Genomic DNA, 21,410 nt, shown 5'->3' on the forward strand with positions numbered 1-21,410 from the left:
TGATGTACTACCGCCTAGGTTACAACACTATGAAATCCGGTTTCCCAATGTCTGATTGGCAGAAGCTGCAATCGCGGGAACCGGAAGCCTGATCCGGCCATTGCCAATCCAATCTCGGCATCCGGAGATTCCGCTTCCCTGACATTTAAAAAAGATAAAAAGCACAGGACACAGATGATGCAAAACAAAAAGCGCTTTACCGCAAACAAGCTTCCCCTGGCTGCCGCAATCACCGCCGCAGTCCTGGCAACGCCAGCCGTTGCTGTCGATTTCCATGGCTATGCCCGGGCCGGCGTGTCCACCAATATTGGCAGCGGTGGCGAGCAAACCTGTTTCGGCAGCGGTTCCACCGGCCACTACGTTGGACGTCTGGCCGATGAGTGCGACACCTATTCTGAACTGTCACTGGGTGATGAACTCTTCAGCCAGGACGGCAAAACCTTCCGTTTTGATTCCATGCTGGCCTACAGTGCCAACCGCCAGGGCAACGACTACCAGGCCCTGAACGGCTTCAACAACATCAACAACGTGGATTTTGGTAACCAGGAAACCACGTCGAACAGTTCCGACCCCTACGGCGGTGGTGATATTGCACTTCGCCAGCTCTATGTATCCGCCAATAACGTGATCGAATCACTGCCCGGGGCCACCCTGTGGGCCGGTAAGCGATTCTACAAGCGGAAGGATATCCACCAGCTGGACCTGTTCTATGTCAGTAACGCCGGCTACGGTGCCGGTATCGAGAACATCACGGCGGGCTCCGGCCAACTCTCACTGGCCTACACCAATTCCGATACCAGCGACGGTGACAATTTTGTTCAGAACAACAAGGTCGACGTGCGCTATTCCTTCCCTCTGGCAGGCGGCAATAACCTGGAGCTGATCGGCATCTACGCCATGGCCGACCTCACAGACGCCCAGAAAGACGCCGGTATTAATGATGAGAACGGCTATTTCTTCACCGCCGAGTTCTCTTCCGGCGTGATGGGCGGTTTCAACAAGTTCGCGGTTCAGTACGGCGCCGATTCCATGGGCTTTGCGCTGGCCGAGAATGCCAGTGGTGGCCGGGTGGACAACGGCAACGTGGCCGGCTACTTCGAATCCAGCTGGCGCGTACTCAACCATGGTGTAATCAAGCTTGGCAAAGGCTGGGATCTGGGCCATTCCGTGGTCTACGAGCAGGCCGAATCGCATGATCCTGCCGCCAAAGACGGCGAGCGTCTGAGCATTGTTGCCCGCCCGATCTACAACTGGTCGCCGGTGATGAGCACCGCAATCGAAGTGGGCTACAGCGACACCGACCGCCCCTGGTTCACCGAATCCCAGGACCTCGGTAAATTCGCGATCGCCCAGCAGTGGCAAGCTGGCCCCGGATACTGGGCGCGCCCGGTAATCCGTGCCTACGCCGCAACCTTCTTTGGTGACGAAGCCGAAGCAGCGCGCGGTGGTGAAGGTGTCGATGGAGATATCCAGATCGGCGCCCAGATCGAAGCCTGGTGGTAAGGCTCTAAAACCCACACTCTCGTTGGACCTCCTCTGGGCCGGCTTTTGCCGGCCCCTTTTTTTGTGTGCTGCCCCCTTTCTACTACCCCGGCACTATTCCATCTACGCCCCGAAAAATTGCCCGCCGAAGGATGTCCTTCCGGCTTTATCACGCAACTATGAATCTGACCCGAAAGGGTTCTAAACCAAACAAAAACAATGGAAAAGGGGATTTCCCATGCCTGAGCAAAAACTGGTTGCGGGCAGCCTTGCACTGGCGTTTTCGCTGGCGCTGGCCGGCTGCAATTCCGGAAGCGACAACCCTGCGCCGGACGACGGCACCGGTAGTGGCAGCCAGACCGATGCCCTCCTGGAGCCGGGCGAAAACGAAGCATTGCTCTACTACAAACGACCTGACGACAACTACAGCGGCTGGGGCCTGCATCTCTGGAACAACCCCGCAGACGGCTGCGACGGCCTTGCCGAAGGCGTTCCCACAGAATGGAGCAGTCCCCGGTTACCGGATGGTGTCAGCGACACCTACGGAGCCTGGTACCTGATCCCGATGCGCGAAGCCGGAGAGTGCATGAACTTCATCATGCACAAAGGTGATGAAAAAGACCTGGGCGGCCTCGACCACCGCTGGCACTTTGGCGCCCTTGGCGATCGCATCTTTACCCTGAGCGGCAGCCAGGAATTGTCGCAGACTCCGATTGAGGCGGAGGCTGTTACCATCGCCGGAGCCAAGGCTCACTGGCTTGATGAAACCACGGTAGTGATCAAGGACGCAGGCAGCCTGGCCCGGGTTGAACTGAGGCATGACCAGAATGCGCAAATCACCGTTACCGAAAACGAAACGCTTGACGGCGGACAGCCCCTGACGCTTTCGGCAACGACCCTGGCGCCAGCCCTTGCGGAAAAATTCCCGCACCTGAGTGACTGGCCAGCCTTTGAGGTTCAGGCAGGTAACTCTGACATCAAAGCCGCCCTGAAAGGCCAACTGGTCGCTGCCGGCTTCAACAATAGCGACGACCTGGTTATGGCCACCGGTGTCCAGATCCCGGGTGTTCTGGATGACCTGTTTACCTATAACGGTGAGCTGGGAGCCGTGGTAAATAGCGCCGACGTGAATTTCGCCGTCTGGGCGCCCACCGCCCAGTCTCTGCGTTTGCACGTTTTCGACGATTCAGGCTCGCTGCTTCCGGGCTACCCGATCAGCATGTCTGAGGTCGATGGCGTCTGGACCCACAGCGGCAGTTTTGCGGAACTGGATCAGCAGTTCTACCAGTACGAAGTGACTGTCTACCATCCCAGAACGGGCGCCATCGAGACCACGATGGTTTCAGACCCCTATGCACTCAGCCTCTCAACTAACGGCCAGTATGCCCAGATTGTGGATCTGGCAAGCAACCACAAGCCGGCAGGCTGGGACTCGCTGTCAACACCGACCATGCTGGCTCCGGAGGACGTGGTTGTCTATGAAACCCACATTCGTGATTTCAGTGCCACCGATGAAACCCTCGATCCAGCACTGAGAGGCAAATACCGTGCATTCACCGCGCCAGCAGACGGCAGCGTCGACAGTGTCGCGCACCTGAAATCCCTGGCCGATGCCGGCGTCACCCATCTGCATCTGCTCCCAGCTTTCGACATTGCCACCGTCAACGAAGACCCCACCGGGGTTGTCGACATCAACGATGATTTCAGCCGCCTGTGCGATCTGTCCGACGAGGCTGCCAGCGCCTATCAGGCATACTGCGCCAGTGGCAAAACGATTCGTCAGGTGCTGGGCGAATTCGATCCGCTGACTGGCGATGCCCAGGCCCTCTACAACACCTTCCGCGACCTGGACAGCTTCAACTGGGGGTACGACCCGGTACATTTCACCGTTCCGGAGGGTAGCTACGCCTCCGACACAGACGGCACCCAGCGCATCCTCGAATTCCGGGAAATGGTGCAGGCGGCCACTGCACTTGGCCTGAACGTGGTCATGGATGTGGTGTACAACCACACCAATTCATCCGGGCTGGCCGAAAATTCCGTTCTGGACAAGCTGGTTCCCGGTTATTACCACCGCCAGAATCCGGAAACCGGTGCGGTCGAACAATCCACCTGCTGCGAGAACACGGCCAGCGAGCACGCCATGATGGAAAAGCTTATGGTGGACTCACTGGTAACCTGGGCCGACCAGTACAAGATTTCGGGTTTCCGCTTCGACCTCATGGGCCACCATATGCTTGGCAATATGGAAAAAGCCCTCGCAGCGGTAAAGGCGGTTGATCCTGACACCTATTTCTACGGGGAAGCCTGGAACTTCGGCGAAGTGGCCAACAATGCCCGGGGCAAGAACGCCATCCAGTCGAATATGGCAGGCACCGGCATAGGGTCTTTCAACGACCGGCTCCGGGATGCCGTCCGTGGTGGCGGCCCGTTTGACGGCGGCGATGCCATCCGCGCTAACCAAGGCTTCGGCAACGGCCTCTTCACTTTTCCAAACGACCGCAACACTGGCAGCGACGACGAGAAAAACCGCCTGCTCCAGGTCAGTGACTGGGTGCGCATCGGTATCGCCGGCAGCCTGAAGGATTTCAGCTTTGAAACTGGCAACGGAGAAATCCTGAGCGGCGGCCAGATCGACTACAACGGGCAGAATGCCGGCTACACCGACGATCCCCAGGAAATCATCAACTACGTCTCCAAGCACGACAACCAGACCCTGTGGGACAACAACCAGTATAAGGCGGATTACGCAGCGACGACCATGGAGCGGGCACAAATGCAGGTGGTCAGCCTGGCCGTGCCCATCCTCAGCCAGGGCATCCCCTTCCTGCACATGGGTTCGGAGTTGCTGCGCTCAAAATCCATGGAACGGGACAGCTACGACTCCGGCGACTGGTACAACGAAGTGGACTTCAGTTACCAGAGCTCTGCCTGGAACCGGGGTCTGCCTCGTCAGGACAAGGACGGCTCAAACTGGGATCTGATCACCGAAGTGATTCAGTCAGCAGGCGCGGGTGCGGCGCCTACACCTGAAGCGATTGCCTACACCAACCAACAGGTCCGCGAGCTTCTGACCGTCCGCAGGGACTGCCCGCTGTTCCGCCTACAAACGGCCGAGGCCATCCAGAACCGGTTGCGGTTTCTGAATACCGGTACAGGCCAGATTCCGGGAGTGATCGGTTACAGCCTGCTGGATGACACTAGTAACGGCCTGCCCGACCTCGATGCCGCCAACGATGAGATTGTCGTCGTTATCAACGCTAGTAATAGCACCCAGACCCTGAGCACGGGGCTGAGCGGAACCTTTGCTGTTATGGCGGACACATCACCAACAGAGACTGCGAGCGCATCGGGCGGCGATTTCTCCGTTCCGGCGCTTTCCGTTGGCGTCTTTACCCGCTAAACAGCGGCTGCTCAGACAACGATATGGCCACCGGTTGGCCCGGTGGCTTCTACAAAAAGAAGGAGAATACCCATGAACATGAAACGCCATACTCTCGCGCTCGCTTCCGTCCTGGCCGTCACTGGTTGTGCGACCACCGGAGGTGAGCGGGATTACAGCGAATCCCTCTATCTCAGAGGCCAGTTTGCCTGGTGGGATGCACTGCCCGAATACAAGGTAAAGAAGGTCGACAGCGGACTGTACCGGACTGAAGTGGAACTGAAAGCGGATGGCCAGCCTTACGAGTTCAAGTTTGGCGATGCCAACTGGAGCAGCGGCACAAACTGCGGCTATCTCTCGGAGGCCGACGACAAGGTGGTGGAGCTCGACACGCCGGTAAACGCGAACTGTTCCGCCGTGTTCGAGAACTTCCGCTTTACCCCGCCGGAGTCGGCGGTCTACGGTTTTTTCTTTGACACCTCCGGTGAGGTGCCTCAGGTCTACATCAAGAAGGCCGAATAACAGAAAAGCCCGGGCATAGGCACCGGGCTTTTCGCTTTCTCTGGGCGCCATTAGGCGCCCTCTTTCATGGAGCGGACATCAGGGTCTCTCGACCTCTGCCCGATTCCTCAGGAACTGCTGGTAAGCGGCGTATTCACGCTGGCCTTCAAGCGACGCCAGGAACTCACGGAGCTGGTTCAGCTCGGTGCTTTCTTCGGCCACCTGACCGTCGGTAACCTCGTCCAAAGCGATCACTGCGGCTGAATTCGGCGTCACAGCCTTGCCGTAACGGGCATCGTCGGCAGGACGGGGCAGAGAGAAAACCTGTTGCATGATGGCAGGCCCAACATCCGAGGCGTTCCTGGCAAGACCCTCATAGCTCGCCCACTCTCCAATACCCTCGGGGGTATTGCCAGCTTCAAGCTCAGCGATAATCGTATCGGCCCTTTCGGAGAGCGCTTCACGGGTCTTGCGTTGCTCAAGCGTGGCACGGATCTGATCACGAACCTCGTCCAGCGGCAACTGCTCGGCCTCGTGGTACTCACGAACCCGCGCGACAACGGAGACGTTGTCACCCACATCAATCAGCTCGGTATTGTAGCCGGCCTCCAGGACATCCTCGGAGAACAGCTGTCGAACCAGGCCGGCATGATCAAATGGAGCCTGGCCACCGTCACGGGTGATGCCCGTGGCCTCTCGCACTTCCAGACCCAGTTCTTCCGCAGGGCCGGCCAGGTCATCGGCTGCATAGGCAGAGTCGGCAAGTTCGGCACGGACTTCCGCAAAACGCTCCCTGGCCTGTTCGCGAGCCAGTTCACGACGGAGTTGCTCTTCCATTTCAGCCAGAGACGGCACCTCGGACTCTCTAACATCTTCCAGACGGATCAGATGGACACCGAAGGACGTACGAACCGGCTCGGAAATCTCCCCTTCCTCAAGGGCAAACAACGCCTCCTCAAAGGCCTCGGCGTAAATACCGCGGCCAGCGTAACCCAGATCGCCGCCGTCCTCCGCAGAGACGGCGTCAATCGAATACTCCCGGGCCAGATCGGCAAAGGATTCACCGGCCGCCAGGCGCTCCTGGATCGTCGCCATGGTTTCGTCTGCTTCTCTGCCGTCTTCGATCAGGATGTGCGACGCACGACGCTCCTCGCTCGCCAGATCAGCCGACCGCCGCTCGTAATAGGCCTGAAGCTCCGCATCGTCAATTTCGATGCTCTCAGCGAGGGCACCCTGGGACAAGGTAATATAAGCGGCATCGACCCGCTCCGGCTTCTGGAACGCCCCTGAATTCTCTTCATAGAAGGTTTCGATGTCGGCGTCCGTAACCGAGATGCTATCCGCCACGGAACTGGCGGGAATATCCAGTACCCGGAAGCTCCGGGTCTGATTCTGGATCTGGAGCAGTTGCTCGGCGTTTTCATCGGCAACCAGACCACTCTGGACGATGCCGGCACGGATCTGGTTAACCACGTACTGCTTGCGCATGGCTTCCCGGAACTCACCGACACCCATGCCCATGTTGCGCACCGTGGAAACGAAACGGTCACGGTTGAACTGTCCATCCACCTGGAACTGCGGCATCTGGGTGATCAAGGCATCGATATCCGCATCATTGAGTTCCAGACCCTGTGCGTTGGCGTCCTGGATCAGGACCTGCTCCTGGATCAGGGAATCCAGTACATCCGTGCGGATCTGGTCTTCGTTGAGCATGGAAGGATCGGGGGTTTCCATTCTGGATAGCCGGCGCTGACTCTCCATCTGCACCACGCGGAGAAACTCCCGCTCGGTAATATCCTCGCCGTTGACCGTTGCCACCTCTGGCTCGCCAGAGAAGCCGCCAACAATGGCGTCCATTCCCCAGATGGATAGCGACACAATCAGAAGACCAATGATGATCTTGGCAATCGTGCCCTGGGCATTTTCCCGAATATCTTGAAGCATGTTTCTCCCGGATCCCTGTTCAAGGTCGTGCAGTGTTATTCGTTTCAGCGCGCTGTTACGGGCGGACCTAACGTAAAAAGGCGCACCCTGAGTGGAATGCGCCTTGAATTCTTCTTGGGTGGCCCCCTGTGACAGGAGCCACCGGAGAAAGAACCGTTACTTAACGGCGTCTTTCAGGGCCTTGCCTGCTTTGAACCCAGGCACTTTGGAGGCCGGAATCTTGATCTCGGCACCAGTCTGCGGGTTACGACCGGTACGAGCAGCACGCTCTTTAACGGAGAAGGTACCAAAACCGATCAGAGTTACCTGATCGCCTTTTTTCAGGGCACCGGTGATGGAGTTGGTCATTGCGTCCAGAGCACGGCCAGCGGCGGCTTTGGAGATATCTGCGGACTCTGCAATTGCATCGATAAGTTCGGACTTGTTCACACTAAACCCCTTCGATTTCAGGTTGAAGATGTTATAGGTTGGTTTGTTTTTTCTCGGACGTTCTCGACTATCGCATAAGCGGTCAGAGAATTCCATTCTTCAGTTTTCTTATTCCTTTCGGCTTTATACCGGCATTCGGAATAGGCACTAACTGCGCGGGAGCCCTTGGTATTGGCTGCTTCACGGCGAAACAGTTATACCAATGGGCTCTCAGGCATGTCAACAACTCATCAAGGCTTTAATGTGTATTTATGCGTTCTGACGCGTCACCGTCTTCGTCACGCGGCTTACCAGACCCGGTTTCCGGGGACGAATCCTCGGCCCTGGGCTCGGGTGGATACGCCAGCGCAATATCCAGCACTTCGTCAATCCACTTCACCGGGCGAATCTCCAGCGATTCCTTGATGTTCTCCGGTATCTCTTTGAGATCCCGGACATTTTCATCAGGAATAATCACTGTCTTGATGCCACCCCGATGCGCCGCCAACAGCTTTTCCTTCAGACCGCCGATGGCCAGTACACGACCGCGCAGAGTGATCTCACCGGTCATCGCAACGTCGGCGCGAACCGGAATCTTGGTCAGAGACGAAACCAGTGCCGTGCACATACCGATACCCGCACTCGGACCGTCTTTCGGTGTAGCACCCTCCGGTACGTGGACGTGCAGATCGTGTTTCTCGTGGAAGTCATCCGCGATACCCAGACCGGGCGCGCGACTGCGTACCACCGTCAAGGCTGTCTGGATGGACTCCTGCATCACATCACCCAGGGAACCGGTCTTGACCACCCGGCCCTTGCCAGGCGTAAGCGCGCATTCAATGTGCAGCAGTTCGCCGCCCACCTGGGTCCACGCCAGACCGGTCACCTGACCAATCTCGTTCTTTTCCTCGGCGAGGCCGTACTTGAATTTCTTGACCCCCGAGTAGTCCTCGAGCATGTCCTGAGTCAGGGTCACAGACGCCTTTTCACCACTCTCCACATGGTCGCGTACCACCTTGCGGCAGATCTTCGCGATCTCACGCTCCAGGCCGCGCACGCCGGCTTCACGGGTGTAGTAGCGGATCAGGTCGCGGAGAGTATCCTCGGGCAGCTTCAACTCGTCCTTGCGCAGCCCGTTCGCCTTGATCTGCTTGGGCAACAGATACCGCAGGGCGATGTTGACCTTCTCGTCTTCGGTATACCCCGGGATCCGGATGATTTCCATCCGGTCCAGCAGCGCCGGCGGAATGTTCATGGAGTTGGAGGTGCACACGAACATCACATCGGAGAGATCGTAATCCACTTCCAGATAGTGATCGTTGAACGTGTGATTCTGCTCCGGGTCCAGAACCTCAAGCAGCGCTGATGCCGGATCACCACGGTGATCCATACCCATCTTGTCGATCTCATCGAACAGGAACAGCGGGTTTTTCACGCCCACCTTGGACAACTTCTGCAGAAGCTTGCCCGGTAGCGCACCGATGTAGGTTTTCCGGTGACCACGGATTTCAGCTTCATCGCGAACGCCGCCCAGGGCCATGCGGGTGTATTTCCGATTGGTAGCGCGGGCGATGGACTGCCCGAGTGAAGTCTTACCAACACCAGGAGGTCCCACCAGGCAAAGCACCGGGCCTTTGACCTTCTTCACACGACTCTGAACCGCCAGGTATTCCAGAATACGCTTCTTGACCTCATCCAGGCCGTAGTGGTCCTTATCGAGGATCTCCCGGGCTTTTTCGATGTCGTGACGGACACGGCTCCGCTTCTTCCAGGGAATGGCCAGCATCCAGTCGATATACCCCCGAACGACGGTCGCCTCCGCAGACATCGGCGACATCATCTTGAGCTTGTTCAGTTCGGTTTCGGTTTTCTTGCGGGCTTCTTCCGGAAGGCCGGCTTCCTCGAGCTTCTGTTCCAGTTCTTCAAAGTCGTTATTGCCTTCGCCCAGGTTACCCATTTCCTTCTGGATAGCCTTCATCTGCTCATTCAGATAGTACTCGCGCTGGCTGCGCTCCATCTGCTTCTTGACGCGGCCACGGATGCGTTTCTCGACCTCAATCAGATCGATTTCGCCGTCGAGTTTGCCCAGCAGAAGGTCCACGCGCTTGCGGATGTCCAGAGCTTCCAGGAGCTCCTGCTTTTCAGGAATACGCATTTCCAGGTGCGCGGCCATGGTGTCGGCCAGGCGCTCCAACTCTTCAATACCGGTAAGCGCATTGGAGACTTCAGAGGGTACCTTCTTGGAGAGTTTTACGTACTTTTCAAACTCATCCATCAAAGTCTTTACCAGAACCTCCTGCTCGCGCTCGGGCAAGCCTTCTTCATCCATAAGGACTGCGCCACCGGACAGGAATTCGCCCTCGGTAATATCGCTGATGGTGGCCCGTGCGTTACCCTCCACCAGCACCTTGACGGTGCCGTCGGGCAGGCGAAGCATTTGCAGGACCGTGGCCAGGGTGCCCATCTCGAACACATCCTTCGGGCCGGGTTCATCGGTGGAAGCGTCTTTCTGGGCTACCAGGAGGATTTCCTTGCTTCCTTCCATTGCGGCTTCCAGAGCCTGAATGGATTTTTCTCGGCCCACGAACAGCGGGACCACCATGTGCGGAAACACCACTACGTCACGCAGCGGAAGCAGCGGGTATTCTTGCACGGCATTTTCGGGTATACGGGTCATTGGGAATCCTCTGACGGTATTTCTTTCAGCATATCACCCTTCATTGGGGCGCCCGCAAAAATTGCAATCTTTTTACCAAACGAAACAGGGCAGGAAACTCGGGATACAAAACGCGAAAAGGGGCGTCGCCGCCCCTTTTCATTTCAACCGATGAGCCAGACTCAATCCTCGGGCACAGCCTTGGCGTGATCACTGCTCGCGTAAATCTTGAAGGGCTCGGAATCCCCACTGATTACGCTCTCATCGATCACAACCTTGGTTACGTCATGCTCGGAGGGAATCTGGTACATGGTGTCCAGCAGCGTCGCTTCCATGATGGAACGCAAACCACGGGCGCCGGTTTTGCGCTCCATGGCCTTCCGGGCAACCGCCCGCAAGGCGTCTTCACGGAAATCCAGTTCAACACCTTCCATATCAAACAGTTTCTGGTACTGCTTGGTCAGGGAGTTCTTGGGCTCGGTCAGAATCTGAACAAGCGCTTCCTCGTCCAGTTCGTTGAGGGTTGCCACGACCGGCAAACGGCCCACGAACTCTGGAATCAGGCCGTATTTCACCAGATCCTCAGTCTCCACGTCCTTGATGACGTCGCCCGTATTCTTGGCATCATCCTGACTGGCGACCGATGCAGAGAAACCAATGCTGTTCTTTTCAGTACGCTCGCGAATCACCTTGTCGAGGCCCGCAAAAGCACCACCGCAGATAAACAGCATGTTGCCGGTATCAACCTGCAGGAATTCCTGCTGCGGATGCTTGCGACCACCCTGTGGCGGGACCGACGCAACGGTGCCTTCGATCAGCTTCAGAAGTGCCTGCTGAACACCCTCGCCGGAGACATCCCGAGTAATAGACGGGTTGTCTGACTTGCGGGAGATCTTGTCAATCTCATCGATATAGACAATACCGCGCTGGGCCTTGTCGACATCGTAATCGCACTTCTGCAGCAGCTTCTGGATGATGTTCTCGACATCCTCACCCACGTAACCGGCTTCCGTCAGCGTGGTGGCGTCGGCAATGGTAAAGGGAACATTCAGCATCCGCGCCAGGGTCTCTGCAAGCAGCGTCTTACCACTGCCGGTCGGGCCGATCAGCAGGATGTTACTCTTGCCGAGCTCGACATCACCCTTGCCCTCGCCGTAACGAAGACGTTTGTAGTGGTTATAGACCGCAACAGACAACACAACCTTGGCCCGGTCCTGACCGATGACGTATTCATCAAGGGTATTGCGGATCTCGGCCGGTGTAGGAAGGCGATCGCTCGGCTCTTCCTGCGCGTTCTCCTGGATCTCTTCCCGGATAATGTCGTTGCACAGGTCGACGCACTCGTCGCAGATGAACACCGAGGGCCCTGCAATGAGCTTTCGGACTTCATGCTGGCTCTTTCCACAAAACGAGCAGTAAAGCAACTTGCCGTTATCGTCGCCCCTGCCGTTTCTTTCATCTGCCATTGAAATACCTCTGATCTCGTTTTGCCGGCGTCACTGCCTGATACGCCGGCCAAGTATGATGCGATTAGTTCCAGTATTATTTATTCGGTACGCGCTTATCAAGTATTGAATCAATCAGCCCATACTCTTTTGCCTGGCCCGGATCCATGAAGTTGTCACGGTCGGTATCCTTGGCGATTGTCTCCAGATCCTGCCCGGTATGATGGGCCAGGATGGAGTTCAGGGTATGCCGGATCTTCAGGATTTCCCGGGTGTGAATCTCAATGTCCGTTGCCTGCCCCTGGTAACCACCCAGCGGCTGATGAATCATCACGCGGGAGTTGGGCAAACAGGCCCGCTTTCCGGCCGCACCGCCGGCGAGCAGGAATGCACCCATGCTCGCAGCCTGACCTACACACAGGGTCGCTACGTCCGGCTTTATGAACTGCATGGTGTCGTAGATGGACATACCCGCAGTGACCGAACCGCCCGGGCTGTTGATATAAAGATGAATGTCCTTGTCCGGGTTCTCAGACTCGAGGAACAGGAGCTGGGCCACGATCAGGTTCGCCATGTGGTCCTCTACCGGGCCCACCATGAAGATTACCCGCTCCTTGAGCAAGCGGGAATAAATGTCGAACGACCGCTCGCCGCGAGCTGTCTGCTCGATAACAATCGGCACCAGTCCTGAATTGGTAACCATTGCGGGACCATCGATTGGTTTCTGCGTCATGATGCGCCTGAACTCCTTATGGACAATGGGTCGTGGACTCGCTCCACGGCAGTTTCAAAAGTATTGCACCTTATACTTTGCCAGCAGCGGCCCCAGATGAAAACAGCCGGACATGCCGGCTGTTCTCTGGGTCGGCCATCGGGACCGGCTTTTGACCGATCCCGGGCAAAATCAGCGCTGGGGCTGACCGGCCTGAACGGCCTCTTCGTACTTGACCTTCTTCTCTTTGACCTTCGCCTGCTCCAGCACATGGTCAACAACCGCATCCTCCAGAACAGAAGACTCGATCTGGCTCTTCTGCTCCGGGTTGCTGTTGAAGTGAGCAACAACCTCTTCAGGCTGTTCATACGTAGACGCGATTTCCTGGATCTTTTCGTCTACTTTTGCCGGATCGGCCTTCAGGTCGTTCTTCTTGACCACTTCCTGGAACAGCAGGCCGGTCTTCACGCGACGCTCCGCCTGCTCCTGGAAAATTTCCTTCGGCAGCTGCTGGAAATCAACCTGGCCGCCAAAGCGCTGAACGGCATCCTGACGCAGGCGATCGATTTCCTGGTCAACCAGAGCAGACGGAATATCCAGCTCGGTGGTTTCCAGCAGTCCGTCAACAACGTCGTTCTTGACCTTGTTAGAAACCGCCTGCTTGAGCTCACGCTCCATGTTCTTTTTGACTTCTTCGCGAAAGGTCGCTTCGTCTTCAGCATCGATACCGAACTTCTTGAAGAATTCGGTGTCTAGTTCGGGCAACTGCGGCTCTTCGACCTTGTGAATCTTGATCTCGAACTTGGCCGGCTTACCTGCCAGCTCTTCGTTGTGGTAATCCTCCGGGAAGGTCACCTCGATTTCCATGTCTTCGCCGGCCTTTCCACCAACGATGGCTTTCTCAAAGCCCGGAATCATCTGGCCGGAGCCCAGAGTCAGGCGATGGCCTTCAGCGGCGCCGCCTTCAAACTCTTCACCATCGATGAAACCTTTGAAGTCAATGGTCAACACGTCCTTGTTCTTGGACTTGCGCTTGACTTCTTTCATGGTGGCCTGCTGACGACGCAGGTTGTCGATCATGTTGTCGACGTCTTTGTCGGTGATCTCGGAAGTGAGCTTTTCAACGGAGATCTTGCTCAGATCGCCCAGTTCGATTTCGGGCAGCACTTCGACGATGGCAACGAATTCCAGATCCTTGCCCTCTTCCATCGTCTTGGGCTCGAACTTCGGCCAGCCCGCCGGGTTGATATCCTGCTCCTGCAGTGCCTTGATGTAGTTGTCGCGCATAACCTCGCCAACGATTTCCTGGCGGACGCTGTCACCGAAACGACGCTTGACGACGCTCATGGGCACCTTGCCCGGGCGGAAACCGTTCAGGCGCACGGTACGCGCGGTTTCCTGCAGGCGTTTCTGGACCGCCTGGTCGATTTCCTGGGCGGGCACACCAATCGTCATGCGACGCTCGATGTTGGAGGTCGTTTCAACAGACACTTGCATGGAAGATCCTCAAATTACAGGTTCGGTATGTGAATGAAATTAAACCTAAAAGTCCGATTTCGGGGCGATTCCCAAGAAAGGACCGAAAATTAAAAGCCGGTAGTTTATCATGCTTTGCACCGCCGAGAGAATCACCCTGCAAAGCAGTTTGATGCTGCCCAATCACGGAACCGGCCGAATCTTGAAGACATAAATGGGGACGAACGAAAAAAAAGAAAGGGGTGGTGCGCGAGGAGAGACTCGAACTCTCACGGGTTGCCCCACTGGAACCTAAATCCAGCGCGTCTACCAGTTCCGCCACTCGCGCACAACAGAATGAAGAATGCCCGATGGCCAGACTGCCATCAACCTATTCAACAAACGCGGAATCAACTCTGAAAGAAAAGTGGGGTGGACGAAGGGGTTCGAACCCTCGACCGCAGGAGTCACAATCCTGAGCTCTACCAACTGAGCTACGTCCACCACATCGGGACATGCCTTTTACTTTTCAACTTTGCTGGTTACGGTCGCTCCGGCGCGGACCAAGCCGACGACTTGATGGCGCGCCCGGCAGGACTCGAACCTGCGACCATCCGCTTAGAAGGCGGATGCTCTATCCAGCTGAGCTACGGGCGCTTGACCGTTCGCCCACCTGAACATTCAGAAAATGGTCGGGGTAGAGAGATTCGAACTCCCGACATCCTGCTCCCAAAGCAGGCGCGCTACCAGACTGCGCTATACCCCGTTTGAACTGAACAACAAGTGCCTCAGCAAAGTTGGCGCGCATATTACCGGCGCCGGAGGGTTCCGTCAACACGGATTTCCAAATTCCCTGAAACAACAGCCTCTTCAATGACAAAGTGCGGTGCCGAAAGTTCCTCCGCGCCCGGTCAGGCGCCCGTTCAATTGGAGTTCGCCTGGAAGCATGAGACAATGCCCCACCTCCAATTTACCGATGCCCAACCGACAAGACGAGACATGACCGCCAAACTGATCAACGGAAAAGAGATTGCCGCCGAAGTAAGACAGCAAGTCGCCGCAGGGGTGGAAGCACGAACCCAGCAAGGCCTGAGAGCCCCCGGGCTGGCCGTGGTACTGGTCGGCAACGATCCCGCATCCCATGTATACGTAGGCAACAAACGCAAGGCGTGCGACCAGGCCGGAATCCTCTCCCTCTCATACGATCTGCCGGAAGACACTTCCCAGGAAGCACTCGAGGCGCTGATTGATGAGCTGAATGAAAACCCGACCGTAGATGGAATCCTGGTACAGCTTCCATTGCCTGCTCATCTGGATGCAGACCCGATTCTGGTCAAGATCCGCCCGGACAAAGACGTCGACGGCTTTCACCCGTATAACATCGGCCGCCTGATGCAGCGCAAGCCCACCCTGCGCCCATGCACACCGGCTGGCATTATCACCCTGCTCGACAGCATTGACACGCCTTACAAGGGCCAGCATGCCGTGATTGTCGGCGCTTCCAATATTGTCGGTCGCCCCATGAGCATGGAGCTGCTATTGAAAGGTGCCACGACAACGGTTTGTCACCGCTTCACACCAGATCTTGAGAAGTTTGTCCGGGAAGCCGACATCCTGGTCGCTGCAGTCGGCAAGCCCGGCCTGATCAAGGGCGACTGGGTAAAGCCGGGAGCAACTGTGATTGATGTGGGCATCAACCGGATGGAAGACGGAAAGCTGCATGGCGATGTAGATTTCGCAGCGGCTTCAGAGCGCGCCGCCTACATCACACCGGTTCCCGGTGGCGTCGGGCCGATGACCATTGCCACCCTGCTGCAGAATACACTGTATGCCGCGGATGTTCTGCACAAGGACTGAGCCGAGGTGTTGGATTACGGCTCCGCCTAATCCAGCAAGCCACAAAAAACCCCGCCGAGGCGGGGTTTTTTTATGCTTAGCGCTTACTGTCCGTACTTGGCTTTCGCCTTCAGACGGTAGGCGTGCAGCAGCGGCTCGGTGTAGCCGTTGGGCTGCTCGCGGCCCTTGAGAACCAGATCCAGCGCTGCCTGGAAGGCGACACTGTCATCAAAGTTCCCGGCCATTGGGCGGTAGGCCGAATCACCGGCGTTCTGCTTGTCGACCACCGCAGCCATGCGCTTCATGGTTTCCATGATCTGCTCTTCGGAGCAGATACCATGATGCAGCCAGTTGGCCAGCAACTGGGAAGCGATACGCAGCGTGGCGCGATCTTCCATCAGGCCCACATCATTGATGTCAGGTACCTTGGAGCAGCCAACGCCCTGATCGATCCAGCGAACAACGTAACCGAGGATACCCTGGGCATTGTTGTCCAGTTCCTGCTGGATATCTTCGGCACTCAGGGAGGCCGGATCATCCATTACAGGCACTGTCAGAATGTCCTCCAGTGCTGCACGAGTGCGGCTTTCCAGCTGCTTCTGGACATCAGCCACGTTCACCTGGTGGTAGTGAGTTGCATGCAGCGTGGCCGCCGTGGGAGACGGAACCCAGGCTGTGTTCGCGCCGGCCTTCGGATGGCCGATTTTTGCTTCCAGCATGCCGGCCATCAGGTCAGGCATGGCCCACATGCCCTTACCAATCTGGGCAACACCACGGAAACCGGTTTCCAGGCCAATGTCCACATTCCACTGCTCGTAGGCGTTGATCCAGGTTGCCTGCTTCATCGGGCCCTTGCGGATAAACGGACCCAATTCCATGGAGGTATGGATCTCGTCACCGGTGCGGTCCAGGAAGCCGGTATTAATGAATACGGCGCGCTCTTTGGCGGCATGGATACAGGCTTTCAGGTTAACCGTGGTACGACGCTCCTCGTCCATAATGCCGACCTTCAGGGTGAAGCGCGGCAGACCAAGCGCATCTTCAACACGGCCGAAGAATTCGTTGGTGAACGCCACCTCTTCCGGTCCGTGCATCTTCGGCTTCACGATGTACATGGAGCCTTTGGTGCTGTTCTGGAACTTGCCGTTGCCCTTCATGTCGTGAATGGCGATCAGCGACGTGATCAGACCGTCCATCAGGCCTTCCGGCACTTCGTTGCCGTCCTTCAGCAGGATGGCAGGGTTGGTCATCAGGTGGCCGACGTTACGGATAAACATCAGGCTTCGACCTTTCAGGCTCAGCTCACTGCCGTCGGCTGCCGTGTAGGTGCGGTCAGCGTTCATCTTGCGGGTCAGCTGCTCGCCACCTTTTTCAAAGGTTTCCTGCAGGTCACCCTTCATCAGGCCAAGCCAGTTGCGGTAAGCCAGTGCCTTGTCGTCAGCGTCTACGGCCGCTACCGAATCTTCGCAGTCCATGATGGTGGTCAGAGCAGACTCCATCAGCACGTCTTTGACGTTAGCGCCGTCGTCTTTGCCAATCGGGTGGCTGGCGTCGATCTGGATTTCGAAGTGCATGCCGTTCTTGACCAGCAGCACGCCGGTGGGCGCGTCGGCAGCACCGGTGTAGCCGACAAAGCCGGCTTCGTCTTTCAGACCGGTGGTCTCACCATTCTGCAGCTTGACGACCAGCTTGCCACCTTCAACCAGATACTTGGCAGCATCTTTATGGCTGCCTGAGGCCAGAGGCGCGGAGCTGTCGAGCAGGTTACGGGCCCATTCGATAACTTTGGCCCCGCGAACCGGGTTGTAACCACGGCCTTTGTCGGCGCCGCCTTCTTCGGAGATCGCATCGGTACCGTAAAGGGCATCGTACAGGCTACCCCAGCGCGCGTTCGCCGCGTTGAGCGCAAACCGGGCGTTCATGATCGGAACCACCAGCTGCGGGCCGGCCATGGTGGCCACCTCCGGATCCACATTGGAGGTGGAGATCTTGAATTCGGAAGGCTCGTCAACGAGATAACCGATGTCTTTCAGGAAGGACTTGTACTCGGCCATGTCCAGCTTCTGACCCTTGTGATCACGGTTCCAGCTGTCCATTTTTTCCTGGATCGCATCACGCTTGGCCAGCAGCTCACGGTTGCGTGGCGCCAGCTCGTTCACGATCTTGTCGAATTCTGCCCAGAATTTATCGGCACCGACCCCTGTGCCCGGGATCGCTTCATTGTTCACGAAATCATACAGATTCTTTGCGACCTGAATGCCGCCGATTTGTACGCGTTCTGTCATCGTTGTCTGCCTCAGTGGGTTACGTTTCCCGACTCCCCCTTCATCTTGAGGGGGCATTCTAATTTGAGCGCCGCATTGTAAGGGAAAATCCTTACAAGATCATGCCTGCACGCGCAAAACTGGTCTGACCAACCAGCATCTCCCGGAAATTCAGGCTTTACGCCAGCTCGTCCCCTCTCGGGAATCGTCCAGAATAATACCCTTCTCGAGTAGCTCGTCGCGGATCCGGTCGGCCTCGGCAAAATTCTTCGCCTTTCGGGCATCGGCCCGGGCCTGGATCATCGCTTCAATGTCTTCTGCGCTGAGTTCACTACCCGTGTCCGCCTGGAAGAACGCCTCGGGGTCCTGCTGCAGCAAACCCAGAACACCGCCCAGCCTGACCAGAATCGCCGCGCTGTACTTGGCGTCCTCTTCACGGCCATCCCGGCGATGTTGATTAATCTCGTTGGCAACCGCGTGCAGGACAGCAATGGCACCGGCGGTATTGAAGTCATCGTCCATCGCCTCGGCAAACCGCTCGTCGTGCTCGGATTCCGGCACATCAGCAGCCTTGGCAGGCACAACTCCCCTCAGCGCATGGTAGAGCCGGGTGAGCGTGCGGCCAGCCTCGGCCAGATTTTCCTCTGAGTAATCCACTTGGCTGCGGTAGTGGCTGGACACCAGGAAGTAGCGAACCACCTCTGCCGGGTACTTCTCCATGATTTCCCGGATTGTGAAGAAGTTGCCGAGGGACTTGGACATCTTTTCCTTGTTTACCCGGATAGCGCCGGCGTGCATCCAGGTATTAACAAAGGTGTGGCCGGTGGCACATTCAGACTGTGCGATCTCGTTCTCATGATGAGGGAACAGCAGGTCCGGACCACCGCCGTGAATATCGAAGGTGTCGCCTAGGCAGCAGGTAGACATGGCCGAACACTCGATGTGCCAGCCGGGACGACCATCGCCCCAGGGCGAGGGCCAGCTGACCTCCCCTGCCTTGGCCGCTTTCCACAACGCGAAATCCGCCGGACTGCGTTTGGCTTCCTGCACGTCAACTCGCGCGCCCGCCAGCAGATCCTCCAGTTTTTTCTTGCTGAGCTTGCCGTATTCCTCGAAGGAATCAACGGCAAAATAGACATCACCGTTATCCGCCGCATAGGCGTGGCCACTGGCAATCAGCTTATGGATCATCGCGATGATTTCGTCAATGTACGCAGTCGCCCGGGGCTCTTCGTCCGGAGACAGCACACCAAGACGGGCTTCATCTTCGTGCATCGCCCTGATCATCCGGTCGGTAAGCTCGTTGTAGGGCTCACCGTTCTCATCCGCACGGCGCAAGATCTTGTCGTCAATATCGGTGATGTTGCGAACGTAGTTTACGTCATAGCCGCGGTGGCGCAGGTAACGGGTAATCACGTCAAAGGCCACCAGCACCCGTGCATGGCCCAGGTGGCAGTAGTCGTAGACGGTCATCCCGCAGACATACATCCGCACCTTGCCCGGCTCAATCGGCCGGAACTCTTCCTTTTGCTGGGTCAGCGTGTTGTAGATGCGGATCACTTGCCCCCCTTACCCCAGGAATCCCTGAGCGTAACCGTGCGGTTGAACACCGGCCGACCGGCAGCCTCGGTATGGGCCTGATCGCAGAAGAAATAGCCTTCCCGCTCGAACTGGTACGGAAGATCCGTACGGGGCGCGGCAAGACTCTTCTCTACCCGGGCACCCTTCAGGACCACCAGTGATTCCGGGTTCAGGTGATCCATCAAATCACCTTCCTTGTCACTGTCCGGGGATTCATGGTTGAACAGACGGTCGTATAGATTGATGTCTGCTTCCACACTATCGGTGGCAGAAACCCAGTGGATAACACCGTTGGGCTTATAGCCTTCAGGATTGACACCCAGGGTGTTGGGATCGTACTCGCATTTCAGCTCCACGATCTCACCGTTGTCATCACGAACCACTTCGCGGCAGGTCATTACGTAACCGCCCCGCAGACGCACCGCCTGATCCGGCGCCAGCCGCTTCCATTTGCGCGGCGGCTCCATTTCAAAATCTTCCCGATCGATAAAAAGCGTCTGGGTCCAGGGCACTTCCCGCTCGCCCATATCCGGGTCCTGCGGATGAACCGGCAGGATCAGGGTTTCACTCTTGTCGGCCGGGTAATTGGTCAGTGTGACTTTCAGCGGGCGCATGACACACATGGCTCTCGGTGCGCGAGTGTTCAGATCTTCGCGAATAGCGTGCTCCAGCATGCCCACATCCACGGTACCGCCAGCCTTATTCACGCCAATCATATCGCAGAAGGTGCGGATGGACTCCGGTGTATACCCGCGCCGGCGCATGCCCGAAATGGTTGGCATCCGGGGATCGTTCCAGCCATCAACCACGCCCTCATCCACCAGTCGCTTGAGCTTGCGCTTCGAGGTGATGGTGTAATTCAGGTTCAGACGGGCAAACTCGATCTGGCGTGGGTGACAGGGGCCGGAGATGTTATCCAGAACCCAGTCATACAGCGGCCGGTGATCCTCGAATTCCAGGGTGCACAGGGAATGGGTAATCCCCTCCATGGCGTCTGAAATCGGATGCGTGAAGTCATACATCGGGTAGATGCACCATTTGTTACCGGTCTGATGGTGCTCTGCGTAACGGATACGATAAAGAATCGGATCCCGCATGTTGATGTTCGGCGAGGCCATATCGATCTTGGCCCGCAGCACCAGCTCACCGTTCTGGTACTTTCCATCCCGCATGTCGCGGAACATCTGCAGACTCTCTTCTACAGGGCGGTCCCGGTAGGGGCTGTTTCTGCCAGGCTCTTTCAGGCTTCCGCGGTACTCCGCCATTTCGTCGGCTGTCAGGGCGCACACATAGGCCTTGTCCCGGGTAATCAGCTCCTCGGCAAATTCATAGAGAGCATCAAAGTAATCCGAGGCATAACGAACGTCCCCGGCCCACTCGTAGCCAAGCCACTCCACATCCTGTTTGATGGCGTCGATGTATTCCTGGTTTTCCTTTTCCGGGTTGGTGTCGTCAAACCGCAGGTTGCAGTCGCCGGAAAAGGTCTCGGCGATGCCAAAATTCAGGCAGATCGATTTGGCATGACCAATATGCAGGTAACCGTTGGGCTCCGGCGGGAATCGGGTGACCACCTTGCCGGTATGCTCTCCGCTGGCGATGGCGTCTTCGATCAGGCTCTGGATAAAGTTGTGGGCTTTCTTCGACTCGGCGCTCATACAATCTCTGTTAAAAGGGGAGTGAATCTTAAACCGCGTATTATACTCACAAATCCTTGCCGGACTCATGCATAGCAGGAAACTCTTGA

At 57.1% G+C, this 21,410-nt stretch carries 13 protein-coding genes and 4 tRNA genes; 4 read left to right on the forward strand and 13 right to left on the reverse strand.

Going from position 1 to position 21,410, the window contains the following annotated elements; genetic code table 11:
- The first annotated feature begins 174 nt into the window (after positions 1-174).
- From GJU83_RS02010 to GJU83_RS02020, 3 genes are all read left to right on the forward strand, one after another.
- Positions 175-1,503: a carbohydrate porin gene (locus GJU83_RS02010; RefSeq protein ID WP_228715142.1), complete on the forward strand. Its 1,329-nt coding sequence runs from the start codon at positions 175-177 to the stop codon at positions 1,501-1,503.
- A 217-nt stretch (positions 1,504-1,720) separates the two neighbouring features.
- A complete protein-coding gene (pulA, locus tag GJU83_RS02015; RefSeq protein WP_153633554.1) occupies positions 1,721-4,885 on the forward strand; it encodes a pullulanase-type alpha-1,6-glucosidase in 3,165 nt (1,054 codons plus the stop codon).
- A 72-nt stretch (positions 4,886-4,957) separates the two neighbouring features.
- Complete coding sequence (locus GJU83_RS02020) at positions 4,958-5,386, forward strand: early set domain-containing protein (RefSeq protein WP_083231773.1); 429 nt, start codon at positions 4,958-4,960, stop codon at positions 5,384-5,386.
- Positions 5,387-5,464: 78 nt separating this feature from the next.
- Here the strand turns inward: GJU83_RS02020 and GJU83_RS02025 are convergent, their stop codons facing one another.
- The 10 genes from GJU83_RS02025 to GJU83_RS02070 all read right to left on the reverse strand — a co-directional run bounded on the left by GJU83_RS02025 (position 5,465) and on the right by GJU83_RS02070 (position 14,751).
- On the reverse strand, positions 5,465-7,309 hold the full coding sequence (locus GJU83_RS02025) for a SurA N-terminal domain-containing protein (protein ID WP_069183303.1): 1,845 nt from the start codon (positions 7,307-7,309) through the stop codon (positions 5,465-5,467).
- A 156-nt stretch (positions 7,310-7,465) separates the two neighbouring features.
- Positions 7,466-7,738 (reverse strand): non-specific DNA-binding protein Hbs, encoded by a 273-nt coding sequence (locus GJU83_RS02030; protein WP_008174603.1) that lies wholly within the window; start codon positions 7,736-7,738, stop codon positions 7,466-7,468.
- Between the two features lie 238 nt (positions 7,739-7,976).
- Positions 7,977-10,394, reverse strand: a complete 2,418-nt coding sequence (gene lon / locus GJU83_RS02035; RefSeq protein ID WP_153633555.1) for an endopeptidase La — start codon at positions 10,392-10,394, stop codon at positions 7,977-7,979.
- A gap of 161 nt (positions 10,395-10,555) precedes the next feature.
- Positions 10,556-11,839 carry an ATP-dependent Clp protease ATP-binding subunit ClpX gene (gene clpX / locus GJU83_RS02040; RefSeq protein WP_008174598.1) on the reverse strand — a complete coding sequence of 428 codons (1,284 nt, stop codon included), beginning with the start codon at positions 11,837-11,839 and terminating at the stop codon, positions 10,556-10,558.
- Positions 11,840-11,915: 76 nt separating this feature from the next.
- Positions 11,916-12,551: an ATP-dependent Clp endopeptidase proteolytic subunit ClpP gene (clpP, locus tag GJU83_RS02045; RefSeq protein WP_069183301.1), complete on the reverse strand. Its 636-nt coding sequence runs from the start codon at positions 12,549-12,551 to the stop codon at positions 11,916-11,918.
- A gap of 171 nt (positions 12,552-12,722) precedes the next feature.
- Positions 12,723-14,027, reverse strand: coding sequence for a trigger factor (gene tig / locus GJU83_RS02050; protein WP_153633556.1), 1,305 nt, complete (start codon positions 14,025-14,027; stop codon positions 12,723-12,725).
- 222 nt (positions 14,028-14,249) lie between these two features.
- Positions 14,250-14,334: transfer RNA gene (locus tag GJU83_RS02055), tRNA-Leu, on the reverse strand.
- A gap of 79 nt (positions 14,335-14,413) precedes the next feature.
- Positions 14,414-14,489 (reverse strand) — tRNA-His (locus tag GJU83_RS02060).
- Between the two features lie 76 nt (positions 14,490-14,565).
- Positions 14,566-14,642, reverse strand: a tRNA-Arg gene (locus GJU83_RS02065).
- Positions 14,643-14,674: 32 nt separating this feature from the next.
- Positions 14,675-14,751, reverse strand: a tRNA-Pro gene (locus tag GJU83_RS02070).
- Positions 14,752-14,984: 233 nt separating this feature from the next.
- Between GJU83_RS02070 and folD the strand changes: the two genes are divergently transcribed.
- Entirely contained in the window at positions 14,985-15,842 is an 858-nt protein-coding gene (gene folD / locus GJU83_RS02075; RefSeq protein WP_069183299.1) for a bifunctional methylenetetrahydrofolate dehydrogenase/methenyltetrahydrofolate cyclohydrolase FolD, read from the forward strand.
- A gap of 83 nt (positions 15,843-15,925) precedes the next feature.
- Here folD and GJU83_RS02080 read toward each other — a convergent pair whose 3' ends face one another.
- From GJU83_RS02080 to GJU83_RS02090, 3 genes are all read right to left on the reverse strand, one after another.
- A complete protein-coding gene (locus GJU83_RS02080; protein WP_153633557.1) occupies positions 15,926-18,106 on the reverse strand; it encodes a malate synthase G in 2,181 nt (726 codons plus the stop codon).
- A 150-nt stretch (positions 18,107-18,256) separates the two neighbouring features.
- Entirely contained in the window at positions 18,257-19,645 is a 1,389-nt protein-coding gene (gene cysS, locus GJU83_RS02085) for a cysteine--tRNA ligase (RefSeq protein WP_153633558.1), read from the reverse strand.
- Positions 19,642-21,321, reverse strand: coding sequence for a glutamine--tRNA ligase/YqeY domain fusion protein (locus tag GJU83_RS02090; RefSeq protein WP_136631965.1), 1,680 nt, complete (start codon positions 21,319-21,321; stop codon positions 19,642-19,644). Before GJU83_RS02090 ends, cysS begins: the two co-directional genes overlap by 4 nt.
- Positions 21,322-21,410: the final 89 nt, after the last annotated feature.

It is taken from the genome of Marinobacter salsuginis, from assembly GCF_009617755.1.
GTDB lineage: Bacteria > Pseudomonadota > Gammaproteobacteria > Pseudomonadales > Oleiphilaceae > Marinobacter > Marinobacter salsuginis.

Coding starts and splice junctions, on each gene's coding strand:
- GJU83_RS02010 (WP_228715142.1), top strand. CDS start 175: ATGATGCAAAACAAAAAGCGCTTTACCGCAAACAAGCTTCCCCTGGCT.
- pulA (WP_153633554.1), top strand. CDS start 1,721: ATGCCTGAGCAAAAACTGGTTGCGGGCAGCCTTGCACTGGCGTTTTCG.
- GJU83_RS02020 (WP_083231773.1), top strand. CDS start 4,958: ATGAACATGAAACGCCATACTCTCGCGCTCGCTTCCGTCCTGGCCGTC.
- GJU83_RS02025 (WP_069183303.1), bottom strand. CDS start 7,309: ATGCTTCAAGATATTCGGGAAAATGCCCAGGGCACGATTGCCAAGATC.
- lon (WP_153633555.1), bottom strand. CDS start 10,394: ATGACCCGTATACCCGAAAATGCCGTGCAAGAATACCCGCTGCTTCCG.
- clpX (WP_008174598.1), bottom strand. CDS start 11,839: ATGGCAGATGAAAGAAACGGCAGGGGCGACGATAACGGCAAGTTGCTT.
- clpP (WP_069183301.1), bottom strand. CDS start 12,551: ATGACGCAGAAACCAATCGATGGTCCCGCAATGGTTACCAATTCAGGA.
- tig (WP_153633556.1), bottom strand. CDS start 14,027: ATGCAAGTGTCTGTTGAAACGACCTCCAACATCGAGCGTCGCATGACG.
- folD (WP_069183299.1), top strand. CDS start 14,985: ATGACCGCCAAACTGATCAACGGAAAAGAGATTGCCGCCGAAGTAAGA.
- GJU83_RS02080 (WP_153633557.1), bottom strand. CDS start 18,106: ATGACAGAACGCGTACAAATCGGCGGCATTCAGGTCGCAAAGAATCTG.
- GJU83_RS02090 (WP_136631965.1), bottom strand. CDS start 21,321: ATGAGCGCCGAGTCGAAGAAAGCCCACAACTTTATCCAGAGCCTGATC.